At 45.1% G+C, this 13,426-nt stretch carries 8 protein-coding genes; all 8 read left to right on the top strand.

All coding sequences use genetic code 11. The features are described 5' to 3' along the window. Window positions 1–92 precede the first annotated feature (92 nt). Window positions 93–305, top strand: coding sequence for a hypothetical protein (locus H6F50_RS19940; RefSeq protein ID WP_199292272.1), 213 nt, complete (start codon window positions 93–95; stop codon window positions 303–305). A gap of 483 nt (window positions 306–788) precedes the next feature. Continuing rightward, window positions 789–1,793, top strand: coding sequence for a BMP family protein (locus tag H6F50_RS19935; protein WP_190411589.1), 1,005 nt, complete (start codon window positions 789–791; stop codon window positions 1,791–1,793). 78 nt (window positions 1,794–1,871) lie between these two features. Continuing rightward, the gene (locus H6F50_RS19930; protein WP_190430047.1) at window positions 1,872–5,459 is read left to right on the top strand and encodes a PAS domain S-box protein; all 3,588 of its coding nucleotides are present in this window, start codon (window positions 1,872–1,874) and stop codon (window positions 5,457–5,459) included. Between the two features lie 237 nt (window positions 5,460–5,696). Continuing rightward, entirely contained in the window at window positions 5,697–7,955 is a 2,259-nt protein-coding gene (locus H6F50_RS19925; protein ID WP_190430046.1) for a PAS domain S-box protein, read from the top strand. A gap of 122 nt (window positions 7,956–8,077) precedes the next feature. After that, window positions 8,078–10,291 (top strand): DUF4139 domain-containing protein, encoded by a 2,214-nt coding sequence (locus H6F50_RS19920; protein ID WP_190430045.1) that lies wholly within the window; start codon window positions 8,078–8,080, stop codon window positions 10,289–10,291. Between the two features lie 63 nt (window positions 10,292–10,354). Continuing rightward, on the top strand, window positions 10,355–10,924 hold the full coding sequence (locus H6F50_RS27265; protein WP_190430044.1) for a DUF6193 family natural product biosynthesis protein: 570 nt from the start codon (window positions 10,355–10,357) through the stop codon (window positions 10,922–10,924). A 296-nt stretch (window positions 10,925–11,220) separates the two neighbouring features. Next, entirely contained in the window at window positions 11,221–12,819 is a 1,599-nt protein-coding gene (locus H6F50_RS19910; protein WP_190430043.1) for a mucoidy inhibitor MuiA family protein, read from the top strand. A 107-nt stretch (window positions 12,820–12,926) separates the two neighbouring features. Then, window positions 12,927–13,426: DUF3747 domain-containing protein (locus H6F50_RS19905; RefSeq protein ID WP_190430042.1), on the top strand; the 500-nt coding region annotated here is incomplete at its 3' end.

Below are 13,426 nucleotides of genomic sequence, written 5' to 3'. Positions count from 1 at the left end.
AAAATGGTTGATACTTTGCTTGCTACTGCACTTGATTTAGTCAATCCAAAACACCTACGCAACTGGTTCACAAACTGCTGCTACTGTACTTCATGAACTTGCAATCTGCTGTAAATATCAAAACTCTTTTTGGGATTATTCATGCCATGCCAAATGAAATTGGCATGGATATGGCATTAGAATTACTGAATTTTCCCCTTGAAGGAACTCACCATAGAGGAGGAGATGATGCTTGGAATATAGCCGGTATTTTATCGATATTAATATTACAAAAAAGAATAAATGTAACACTAGGTGCAAGTTGAAAACTTAAACTCACCCATTCGTTATGCCCGCTGAAACACCAACACCCACATTACTTCCATCGATTCTCTTAGGTTCAGCAGAGGCTGATAGCGAGTTGCACTTCTTGGAGCTTAGCTTGGAAGTATCTGAAGTTTAGCATCACAAAAGTTAAATAGTATTAGTATAAGTTAGCTAAAAATAAAATTGGGGCAACAACCTGTGGGGAAATATTATCAATAACTGCAATAATACTCATCTTGTTCCCCATAAAATAATTTGTTTTATATTTATCAATTGAAAAAAATCGCAAATATAATGAACGCTTTCTAGAGAGGATATTCCCTGCTGACCCCAGCTAGACCAATTAAATAAAAGTAGATAGAATCTAGAAGCAAAATTCTTTTAGTGTCTTAGTAGTCCTGAGTCCTTAGTCAAGAGGTAGTAGGTAATAAGTGGTCATCCTTACCAACTACCCACCACCCATAACCCACTACCCACTATCCATGAGCAAGAAAACTATTTGCCTAGTTTTAACTTTGTTTCTGGTGGCCTGCGGTGCAACCGGAAGCAAGATTACACCTACACCTGAGGCTGGAAAAGCCGGGACTTTTAAAGTAGCAATGCTTTTTCCTGGCCCTATAAATGACAAAGGTTGGAATCAATCAGGTTACGAAGGGCTGAAATTGATTGAAAAAGAACTTGGGGCTGAGGTGGCTTATACTGCTAGCGTTCCTGAAGCTGATGGTGAGAAACTTTTTCGTCAATATGCCCAAAAAAGTTTTGATTTCCTCATCAGTCATGGTGATGAATATCGCGACGCCGCCGAAACAGTTGCCAAAGATTTTCCCCGCACTAAATTTGCCCTCATGAGCAGTTATGCCGGTAACAATAAAAACGTGGGTGCTTTGGCGTTTCGGAGTGGGGAAGTGGGTTATCTAACTGGGGTCGTTGCCGGACTCAAAACCAAAACTAAAAAAGTTGCCTTTATTGGCGGTCAAGCATATCCAGTGATGGAAGAAGAGGCTATCTTATTTAAACGGGGTGTCCGGGCAACGAAACTGGACAGTACAGTTTCTATCAAGTGGCTTAACAGTTGGTCAGATGCGGACAAAGCTAGAAAAATTGCCCAAGAGCAAGTAGCAGCGGGAACTGACGTTTTAGTCGTTGATGCCGATAGAGCCAATATAGGTGTTATTAAAGTAGCTGCCCAAAGTAAGGGTGTTTACGTTATCAGCTGGAGACATGCCACCAATGAGATTGAAAATCAGCACAAACTGGCTCCAAAGACGATTGTTACCAGCGTTATCCAGCAGGTGCCTATGTTAATGCTGGAGGGAGCAACCTTGGTACAACAGGGGCGATGGGAAGGCAAGCAATATAAGTTTGGGCTGCTAGAGGAAGTCCAAGATTTAGCTCCTTTTTATGGCTCGTTAACTCCAGAGCAAGAAGCTTTCGTCGCTTCTGTTAAGCAAGAGATCGTCACTGGCAAAATAGATGTTTCACCCTAGAGGCAATTTACATCGCTTCTCTAAGGGTTTTAAACAATTGCGAATCAGCGGGTGCAACTTTCTGAGCTAGGAGGCACGATGAACAAAAGAAATCGCAACAGTGCTTCGCATCAAGCTAATACAGGTATAAATTTACCTTTATCTTGGCTTTCTTCAATTGCAAATCAGCTGAGATACGGCCTGGTCTTGCTAGTCGTTTCAACACTATTGCTCACTTCTGGAATTTTAATCTATCTAAGCTTTCAAGCTCAATTGCAACAAGTAGAAATTGCCCAACAAGAGCGTAGTCATGCGGCTGCTGGGGAAATCAATGCTTACTTGGATGACTTGCAGCGGAAACTAAGCTATTTAGCGAGAGTGCAAGGATTGACCGATCTTTCGCCTGAGATTCAAGATAGATTTCTGGAAGCGTTAACCCGCCACAATAGTGCTTATGAAACAGTGGCAATTTTTAATGATAAGGGTAACATTGTTTCTTCCTCTTCGCCTTATGGTAAAGCAATTTACTATCAAGAAGAAGCTTCTACATCATTTTTACAAGCTTTTAGACAACAGGAAGATTTTGTCAGCCCCGTTAGAATTGACCCTAAGACTCACTTGCAGACGGTCATCTTAGCTGTGCCCATTCGCAATCAACAGGATGAAATTAATGGCGTTTTAATGGCTTGGATTAATTTAAAGTTTCTCTGGAATGTTCTCTCTCACACCAAAGTAGGGAAGACGGGTTATGCTTATGCGATCGATAATCGCAATTATTTAATTGCTGAGAAAGGAAAATCTCCTGAAAGTTTTAATCTGAAAGACCTCTCACACTACCCATTCATCCAAAAATTAACTAAATTAAATGGTGCAAAACGGCTGACTACTTATCAAGGTTTGCGAGGTGTTGAGGTTGTGGGAGCCATTTCTACCATCCGGACTGGGCGCTGGAAGGTGGTGGTAGAACTACCCACCGTTGAAGCCTACGCTCCGGTGCGAAAAATGCTTTTGGTGATGGGGATAGCATTGAGCGTGGCGATGCTAGTGGCAATTGAGCTGGGTTGGTTCTTCTCCCGGCAAATTGTATTACCTTTGCAGCGTTTAACAAAAGCCGCAGCCCAAATTAGTGGGGGAAATCTAGATACGGAAGTCACAGTTAGACAAGGCAATGAATTGGGGGTATTAGCGACCACTTTTAATGAAATGACGTCTCAATTGCGGGGACTCATTAAAGATTTGAGGAAGGAGCGAAATTTTGTTTCTGCCATCCTTGATACGGCTGGTGCTTTAGTGGTAGTTCTCGATTGCCAAGGACGAATCATCCGTTTTAATCGAGCTTGCGAGAGAACAACTCAATATTCATTTGAAGAAGTCAAGAACAAGTATTTCTGGGATTTATTTATAATTCCGGAGGAATTGGAACCCGTCAAAACTATCTTTAAAGCTCTTCAATCAGGGGAATTTCCTAAGACTAATGAAAACTACTGGGTAACGAAACATGGAAGCCGAAGACCGATTGCTTGGTCGAATACGGTTCTCGTCGATGCCGATAGCTCAGTTAATTACATTATCAGTATTGGGATAGATATCACCGAACGAAAACGAGCGGAAGAGGCTCTGACGCGAAGTGAGGAATTATATCGCACGCTTGCAAGAAACTTTCCGAACGGCGCAGTTTTCTTATTCGATCAAGACCTCCGTTACACGATTGCTGAAGGTGCAGGATTAGCTGCGATTGGTCTTTCTAAAGAGTTGTTAGAAGGAAAGATGCTTTGGGAGACATTACCTCGTGAAACTTGTGAATTGTTAGAGCCGACTTATCGGGCAGCGCTGGCAGGAAAAGCCACTGTTATTGAAGTTCCTTACAATAATTCGTCTGATAGCGATCGCGCTGCTTCCCGGATCTATCTTTTGCACGCACTTCCCGTCAAAAATGAGGGCGGAGAAATTTTTGCGGCAATGGTGATGACGCAAGACATTACCGATTGGAAGCAAGCAGAGGAGAAACTACGCCAAGAAAGAGACTTTAACACCACGATTGTCCAAACTTCTCCAGCTTTTTTTGTGGCTATCAATCCGGATGGCACCGTCAGGATGATGAATGACGCAATGCTTCACGCTCTTGGTTATACCTTTGAGGAGGTTTTAGGAACTGATTATCTTTCAACTTTTATTCCCCAAAGCGATCGCGCAATCGTTTCTGAAGTCTTTGAGCATGTCATCCAACTACAGCAACTGCCTCAAAGGCACAACTACGTGCTTACCAAACAAGGCGAAAAACTGCTAGTAGAATGGCACGGAAAGTCGGTTGCGAAAGAAAATGGGGAACTTGACTTTTTCTTTGGGTTAGGAATTGATATTACCGAGCGCCAGCGTGCAGAAGAGGCGCTGTTACTCTCGGCGGAGCGCGATCGCTTGTCGGGCGCGATGGCACTCCGGATTCGACAATCACTCGATATTCAGCAAATTCTAGATACTACTGTGATAGAAGTCCGAAATTTTCTGTTAGCAGATCGGGTTTTTATCAGTCGTATTTATAGCAATTTTGAGGTGGTTGCGGAATCGGTCGCTCCCCCTTGGCGACCTGTTTTGGGATGGAGTCCCACAGATGAAGAACATATGCAACAAATCAGAGCGATGTTTGAGAATAAAACTATCCACGTTGTCAAAGATACTTCTCAAATAGAGCTTTCTTCAGCCATTTCTCAAGATTTTTCCAATTATCATATCAAAGCTTATCTGGCTGTACCGATTCTTCTGAATGACGAGCCGTGGGGAATCTTGATGGTCGATCAATGTACAACCCCGCGTGACTGGAAACAATTGGAAATTGATTTGCTTTCATCGCTGTCAACTCAAGTGACAATCGCCATTCAGCAAGCAAAACTCTATCAACAAGTACAGGATCTCAATGCTAGTTTGGAACGTCAAGTTGAGACGCGCACTGCCCAACTCATTCAAAAAATGGAGGAACTCAAAGAGCTGAACGAACTCAAAGATGAGTTTCTTCATGCAGTTTCTCACGATCTTCGCACCCCGATTATGGGAATGTCCTTGGTAGTGAATAACTTGTTGAATAAGCCAGGAGACACGATTCCCATTCCTCGCTCAATTTTAGAGCGGATGATCCAGAGTAGCGATCGCCAACTGGGTTTAATCAACTCTCTCCTCGAAGCGCATTCCAGCGAAGTTCGCGGCGTTGTCCTCCAATATGAGTTTGTAGAATTGAGTACGTTGATTCAAGCGATCGCAGAAGACTTAGAACCGCTGCTATCAAAACATCAAGCGTCGCTGATAAATCGAGTTCCCGACGATTTACCGGGCGTGACAGCCGATCCATTGCAGCTAAGACGAGTTTTTGAAAATCTGCTGACTAATGCTCTGAACCATAACCCACCCGGACTTCGCATCACCTTGGAAGCCACCATAGAAGAAGAGATGATTCATTGCACCGTTGCTGATAACGGGATCGGGATGACTCCAGAAGCGTGCGATCGTCTTTTCGATCGTTATGTTCGAGGAAACCGCGCCCGTTCTGCTGGCATCGGTCTAGGGTTATATCTTTGTCGGCAAATCATCACCGCTCATGGGGGACAAATTGGTGCCATTAGCGCCCCCAGAACTGGAGCAACTTTCTGGTTCACATTACCTTTAGCAACCTCACCAGAGGCAGAAAAAGCTGGTTAGTTCATCGTCATTATTGCGTTACCACTGACTAATGACCCATCGCTAAAAATCACCCAATCGGGTGAGTCACCTGCACGAAGGCGATCGCCAGTGCTTATTGTAACTTGGAATAAGACTGAATAATACTGAAAATGAAGGGTGAGTGCAATGTTGAAAAAGAAATTCTTGGCTCAGAGAACTCAATCACGTGCTGGTCATCAATCAGTTTTTCAGTGTCATCCCATATCTAGGAAGGACATGGTTTCTGATTTAAATTATTTACAAGCTTTACGGGCTTGCTGTCGAGATGAAGCAGCTTTTGAACAGTTAAAGCTGCTCCTGAATTTGGAGGAAGAAAGTGTTGAAGAAATAGTCAGCCAAACTCAAACACAAGTCGATTCAGATTTTCAGTTCCCAACTGTCACCCATTCCTGGGAAAATCTTTTACCCGCAGAAATTTCCCTGGCACAAAGTGACTCAACACTTGAAAAAGTGGCAGCAAATAAGCTGGGAATTATTTTTCAGCTTCTCAATTGTGATGATTCTCGCTGGTTACTATTTGCCCATTCCGGTTGCCAAGAATTCTTAGAATTAGCATCTTATTCAGCTTATACAGACCCACCTCTGCTATGGAACCTGATCCATCCAGACGATCGGGAAGCTTATGAACAATCATTAGTTATTTCGGCAGCGAATCTTCAACCTTGGATATGGGAAGGTCGTGTGATTACCAAATCGGGCAACCTCAAGTGGATGCAAACTGCGGCTCGACCTATTTTGCAAGGAAATAATGACATTTATTGGAATGGTTTACTGATAGATATTACCGAGCGCAAGACTCGCGAAGAGGCACTCTTGCTTTCGGAAGAAAAATTTTCTATGGCGTTTCGTTATAGCCCTAATGCTGTGAGTATTACAACCCTCAATGAGGGGCGTTATATTGATGTCAATGATAGCTATCTCCGCCTTAGTAATTATAAAAAAGAAGAAATTATTGGTCGTACCTCACTTGAAATCAATGCCTGGGTGAATCCAGAAGATCGCATTAGGATGCAACAGATGTTGCGGGAACAGGGAGCGATTCACAACCAGGAATTTGAGTTTCGCAAGAAGTCTGGCGAGGTGGGAATCTATTTATTTTCAGCAGAAATTGTCAACATTAATGGCGAATCATGCTTAGTTTCTGTAAGGAGCGATATTACTGAGAGCAAAGCTGCTGAAGCTTTGGCTCGCGCCACCGCAGAACGCGATCGCTTGCTCTACGAGATTGCCTTGCGGATTAGGCGATCGCTCGATTTGAATGAAATTCTCAACACCACAGTTGAAGAAGTTAGGCAGTTTTTGCACGCGGATCGCGTGTTTATTAGTTACTTTGATGAAAAGGGGCAAGGTACAACCGTTGCAGAGTCAGTAGATCCTAATTTTCCGTCAATTTTAGGTTGGGTTACGGAGAACGTTGCTTACAAAGAAGTTCAACAAATATTTGAACTCGATCGCATCCGAGTTGTCAACGATACAACAAAAGTAGAAAAATCTGCATTTATCGCTGAATACCACAATCGATATCAAGTCAAAGCTGGCATTGGTGTCCCAATTATGCTAGGAGACAAACTGTATGGCATCTTAATTGCCAATCAATGCTCTGCACCGCGGGAGTGGCAGCAGTATGAAATTGACTTGCTCGATCAACTGGGAGTACAGGTAGCGATCGCAATTCAGCAATCTTCTCTCTTCCAACAAGTACAAACGCTAAATGCTAATCTAGAACGCCAAGTAGAAGAACGTACCGCTCAGCTACAGCAGAAAATGCAGGAACTGCAAGAGCTGAACCGGATTAAAGACGTTGTTTTACATACAGTTTCTCACGATCTTCGCACCTCGGTTCAGGGCACTATCATGGTGTTAAATAATCTGCTCGGTTCGCCAGAAGAAAAAGTGACCATTCCTCGCTCTCTTGTAGAGCGAATGATCCAAGGCAACGAACGCCAACTGAGCATGATTAAGTCATTAATCGAAACCAATACTAACGAAAATAGAGGGATTGTTCTTCAGCGAGAGTTAGTTCAATTAAATACATTGGTTCCGGCGATTCTCCGAGACTTGCAACCCATGCTGGCGGAAAATCAAGCAACTATCAAAAATATGATGGCGGCAAATTTACCGTTAGTCATGGTCGATCCGTATCAGAGTCAGCGGGTTTTTGAAAACTTATTGACCTATGCTTTAAAACAAAATCCGCCTGGATTGAAATTAACCCTAAAAGCTAAAGTTGATAAGCAGATGATTCGCTTTACCATTGAGGATAATGGGAGAGGAATGAGTCAGCTTGAGTGCGATCGCTTATTCAATCTCTTCGTCCGCGATCCTCAAGCTCGCTGCTCGACTAACATCGGGTTAAAATTGTATCTCTGTCGGCAAATTATTACCGCTCACGGCGGAGAAATTGGAGTGACAAGTCGCCCGAATCGCGGCTCTACTTTCTGGTTTACCTTCCCTTTGGCAACAGCGGAAAGTTAAAACTGCAAAATTAAAAAGTTTAAAGTCTATCTTTTATTTTTAAATTTTTCATAGAGTTACTTGCGATCGCTTCTTCCCCTGTGCCTTACTGGATCTATAGGCAGTAACTCAGCGCAAACATCATGGCAATGCAAGAACTGGCTTCTCGGATTGACGCAGTTAAAATCTACGCTGCCGGTGCCACTGTGACTCGGATTGCTGAGTTACATCTGAACGTTGGGGAACTGCCAGAACACGTTGAGATACCGGGATTGCCTCTGGCGCTAGATGATAGCAGTGTTCGAGTGAGGGTTGAATCTGTAGAGACGCAAAACCCGTCCCCGATTGCCTCAGATGTTCGCATTGGTTTAGCCGTTCCCCCGCCGCAAGAGACACAGAACCCACCCCCGGAGGAGGAATTGCGTGCAGCGATGGCTGAGGTACAACGCATTCAGGACGCGATCGCCCTCATCGAAAAAGAAATTGGCGTCCTCAGTAATCTAAAAGTACCCGATCGCCCCAACGCTCAACCTGGGACAGCACCGCCGCCTTCGCCAATGAACGCTAGACTTGCTTTGGCAAACTTCAGCGACGAACAAATCCGCGCCCGAATCCAGGAAAAGCGGGAAAATTTGGAAAAATTGCGTCTAGCTCAGGAATATCTTGCCGATTTGCAACAAAAGCAGGCGATCGCTTCCACCGCCAGAAATGCTAGACCTAATGAGCTTCGCAAGACGGTAATTGTCCGTTTGAGTTACGAAGAGTTTACTCCCCCTACCTCTCTTCTACCAGGAGAAGGGCAAAATTCCCCTCCTTCCCTTGTAGAAAAGGGGGAATTAGGTTTTTCATGCTTAGTTATCGAATATTTCGTCCCCGGTGCGCGTTGGACACCCACCTATGTTTGTCGTCTAAATAGTGCGGAATCTAGTGCCAGCATTGCCGTCAGGGCGTTGATTTGTCAGCGCACAGGTGAAGATTGGTCAGGGGTAAGATTGGAACTTTCTACAGCCGAACCGATGGGTTGGTGTGCGTTACCGGAATTGCCATCACTGCGGCTAGGACGAGTGCAACCAGCGATGAGAAAATCAGGCTGGCGTCGTCCCCCAATCGGTGCAGAGATTCTTTTTGAGGACTACGATAGCCAGAGACCGACAGCTTTAGCTGCTGTGTCGTCACAAAGCGCGATCGCGAATTTCTTAGACAACGCTCCTTCAGTTCCACCCTTACCCGATCTGACGGCGCAGGATCGCTCTGAAATGTACGCTAGTTATGGGATGGCTATGCCAGCAGCAGCGCCTTGTGCAGACTATATAGAGGAATCACTGGCACCGCAAGTAGAATCCCCTTCCCTAGGAGACCGACTAGCGGCTCACAAAGCACTGAAACGGGCGGCAGCTGCCCCACCAGCAGCACCAGAATTTCTCCAGCGTCGAAGGAGGCAGAACCTGGAGGATACTACAGATGAGAATTCTGTAACCGATTTACTGGCATACGGTCTCATGCGAATGGGCGCAGCAGATGACCGAGCAAAGCGCGGTAAATTGTCGATAGAACAACAGCAGGAAATATATTTAGAAATTCTTCAACGTCAGAAAGTTACGGTTACGTTTAATGTCATGCAGGTCGTGCAACAGGCTTTTGATAACGCCCAAAAATGCCTCTGGATGATGCTTCCTCCCGGTGGTATCCATGTGCGAGACGTTGCAGGTTCCTTCGACTATGCCTATAGCGCTGATGGACGAATTGATGTCCCCTCAGACGGGCAATTTCACTCTGTCGCCCTAACTAGCAACAGTACAGACGTAGATTTGCGCTACATCGTCGTTCCCCGCGAAGATACTAACGTCTTCAGAATTGCCCAACTCCGCAACCCCCTACAAGCACCGCTACTCGCTGGCCCTGCGGATGTCTACGTCGATGGCGAGTACATCTTATCTACAAATATTGCCACAGTTCCACCAAAAGCACAGATGGAATTAGGGCTAGGAGTGGAACAAGCCATCAAAGTTGCTCGAAACACCGTTTATGAAGAAGTTCGTTCCGGCGAAACCATCGTCTCCTTCAACGAACTGCGCCACAAAATTAAAATCGATATTAACAACTATCTACCAAGAGTTGCCAAGATTGAAGTACGAGAAAGACTCCCCATTCCCCAAGAAGGAGCCAAAGTAGATATCCATTGCGATCGCGTCTCGCCACCTTGGGAAAAATACGAACAACAAGAACGTAACTCACCCATCAAAGGCGGCTATCGCTGGCAAGTCGAAGTCCCCGCAAAAGAGAAAACTACCCTATCAGTTGATTACATCATTAAAACTTTTGTAGACAGCGAATTGATTGGGGGAAATCGGCGGTAGTCGTAATTTTAATTGAAGATTTGGGCTTACTAAATATATAGCCTAAAGAGAGTAAGTTGTACCGTGGAAAAATACAATCGGCGGGAGTTTATTGTGTATGGCTCAGCCACCGTTTGCAGCCTCTTGCTACTGAGCGTTAGTGCTAGCAGCAAGCCTTCTCAAGCATCAACCAATCCTATTTCCACAAAAATATCAACGAATGAGTATGTTGAAAATAAATGGCAAGAACTCGAACAGCGGTGGCAAGAAATTTTGCAAAAACACGAGCAGCGGTGGCAATACACAGAGCAAACTTGGGAAAACAATCAAATGCCCCCTATCATCCGAATCCGCATGGTTGAGTCTCACCGTTCTGTGTACGATTTAGTTCATCTTATTCAAACTGCTAGAAAACACTCAGTGCTGGGTCAACTTTATCCGTATACCAGTCATTATTGTCTAGGTTTCAGCAGATATACGGAACCGCCGTTTTGGTACGATTGCCCTGCTGCTGTACCCACAGGAAAGGGGCAGTATGAAGTATTGGCTCCTAGTAATTATCAACAGATTATTGCAATCGTTAATGATGCACCAACAGCAATTAGCTTGATAGTTGAAAATTTGCCGCGTAAATATTCTAATCTTTCTACTTAAATGCAAAAGCTAAATGATATTAAATCCGGTTGATTATTCAGCATTTGCAAACAACCTCTCCCCGCCATCGCCGATGGCTCCGGTTTCCCTCTCCGTCAACGGAGAGGGGGTAGGGGTGAGGTTCCAAATGATGTCATCAAATCCGGTTGATTATTCAGCATTTGCTTTAGCATTCCCTCAGAAACTCTTCCCGCGATCGCCTGCGGCTCTTCCCTCTCCGTTAACGGAGAGGGGATAGGGGTGAGGTTCCAAACAATGACGATTTAAATAAATTTGATATGAGGAAGTGGTAAATTATGCAAGCAATTCAAAAGTCGCCAGAAGTTATTCAAGAATTAACGCTCGATGCACCCGTTTGTGTCGTAACACTCTTAGAAGATAGGGCACAGGTGCGACGAATTGGCAAAATTAATTTAACCCAAGGACTGTGGAGAATTCAAGTCCAGAAAGTTGCCCCAGTTCTTTCAGATAAATCTCTTCGGGCAGAGTTTTGTGAAGAATATCCAGAGGCACGAATTGACGATGTTCGCGTTCGCCGCCAGATGTTGGTTAAGGAAACAGATCGACTAGCCAACGTAGAGATGCAAAATTTCGCGTCTCTACAAGCAGAACTGCGATCGCTACTTAACTCCTTCAACAATATCAGCGAAGACCGCCAGCACCTCGAATCGTGCTTCGAGCGAGTAAACACCATCCTTGCTAAAGGTTTGCAGGAACTCCCCGTGGATGCGATTTGGGGACAAATTGACCCTAAATCCTGGCGAGAGCAAATTTCTACTTTATTTAAACAATTGCGAGATTTCCGATCGGAAATCTTAAGCAGCTATCACACTCAAGAACAACTACACCAGCAAATTCACGACTTAATTGCCAAAGCAGAAGCCTTATCGCGTCCCGATATGGTCTATGTTGCCAACATCGAAGCCGACTTAATGATTCCCCAAGCGGGAGAGTATGCGATCGCTTTCGACTATGTGGTTCCCGGTGCCATGTGGCGACCTTGGCACCAAGCACGCCTTCTCCTCGACGAAAAACCGACGCTCTCTTTCCGCTTCGATGGCTGTGTCTGGCAACGCACGGGAGAAGATTGGAAAGACGTAGATTTAGTCTTTTCTACCGCCCGCGCATCCTTAGGAACTGAACCACCCCTGCTGACAGATGACCCTTTAAATGTTCAAGAAAAATCTCAGCAGATAATCATTCAAGCGAGAGATCAACAAGTTCAGACAGCCGGACTCGGAACCGACACCACCCCCGCCACAGTTGATTTACCCGGTGTTGATGACGGCGGCGAAGTTCGCAACCTACGCAGCCAGACAAAAGCAACGATTCCCTCAGATGGTCGCCCTTACCGCGTTTCCATCTACTCCTTCGACTCTCCCGCCTCTGTAGAGTATGTCTTGATGCCAGAATTATCCTGTCAAGTCATCCTTAAGAGCGAACAGACAAACACTTCTAAATTCCCGATTCTAGCCGGACCCGTAGATTTAGTGCGGACTTCTGGCTTTATTGGTCGCACCTCAGTTTTATTTATTTCGCCTGAAGAGAAATTCGCGTTGGGATGGGGAGCGGATAATGCAATGCGCGTACAGCGCACCCAAACCCAAAAAAGAAAACAGGATCATCTGACTAAATGGAACACTGTCACAACGACAACAACATTGTTCCTTTCCAATATAGGTGCAGAAGAAAGAGCGATTAAAACTACCGAGCGGGTGCCAATTTCGGAGCTAGAGCAAGTGAAAGTAGAGGTAATCTCCGACCAAACCACAAATCGCGTGCAACCAGATGAAAACGGCTTTTGCACCTGGAATTTTACCCTCGAACCTTACTCTCAACTCCAGGCATCCTTGGTCTACCAAGTTTCAGCCGCACCGGAAGTCCAAGGCATCTAGGGCTTTGCTCCCATGAATTTAGGCGCTATGAGGGGGAACTTTTGGGTTGATAATATTATCACATAACTAAAGAAAAGAAATCTACCCAGCTCCATAACCTCCTCACCATGTCTTTGCCGTCAACCTCCTCCAAGCGTCTATTTGGACGGTCAATTGCCGCCCTAGCCACCGTCTTCCTCTCCACCCTCAGTGCCGTCAACCCCAGCCAAGCCGCCGTTTTTACTCAAAAAGAAGTTGAACAAGGTAAATTTATCGCCGTAGCTGCCCCATACGGCACGAATAGTCATCAATTGCTGATTCTGGAACAGATATCAGATAAACGGGCCTGTTGGAGTGAAAGTGGCGATCGCCCGGTGGCAATCGATCCGCTGCTACTTAACTTTGACTTCACCGGAATTTGTGGACGCAGTACCGACAGCAACGGCTATTCTATCCGCATGGCGGGGACGGATTTGGGACTGAAGTACAGCTTCAACTTAGTAAAGCGCGACGGCGAACTCGTCCTCGTCGGTACAAACTTTAGCGATCGCACTGTCCCAACGATTGAAATTGGCAGAACCAACGGACTCAGCGATGGTTTTATGAAAATCAATCTCGATCCGGCTTG

It is taken from the genome of Coleofasciculus sp. FACHB-712 (assembly GCF_014695635.1).
Taxonomy (GTDB): Bacteria; Cyanobacteriota; Cyanobacteriia; order Cyanobacteriales; family FACHB-T130; genus FACHB-T130.
Note: the sequence above shows the minus strand (reverse complement) of the source record. Positions and strands in the feature narration are given on the sequence as shown.

What these genes read in the sequence shown, in the direction of transcription:
- H6F50_RS19940 (WP_199292272.1), top strand. Translation starts at nt 93, where the DNA reads ATGAACTTGCAATCTGCTGTAAATATCAAAACTCTTTTTGGGATTATT.
- H6F50_RS19935 (WP_190411589.1), top strand. Translation starts at nt 789, where the DNA reads ATGAGCAAGAAAACTATTTGCCTAGTTTTAACTTTGTTTCTGGTGGCC.
- H6F50_RS19930 (WP_190430047.1), top strand. Translation starts at nt 1,872, where the DNA reads ATGAACAAAAGAAATCGCAACAGTGCTTCGCATCAAGCTAATACAGGT.
- H6F50_RS19925 (WP_190430046.1), top strand. Translation starts at nt 5,697, where the DNA reads ATGGTTTCTGATTTAAATTATTTACAAGCTTTACGGGCTTGCTGTCGA.
- H6F50_RS19920 (WP_190430045.1), top strand. Translation starts at nt 8,078, where the DNA reads ATGGCAATGCAAGAACTGGCTTCTCGGATTGACGCAGTTAAAATCTAC.
- H6F50_RS19910 (WP_190430043.1), top strand. Translation starts at nt 11,221, where the DNA reads ATGCAAGCAATTCAAAAGTCGCCAGAAGTTATTCAAGAATTAACGCTC.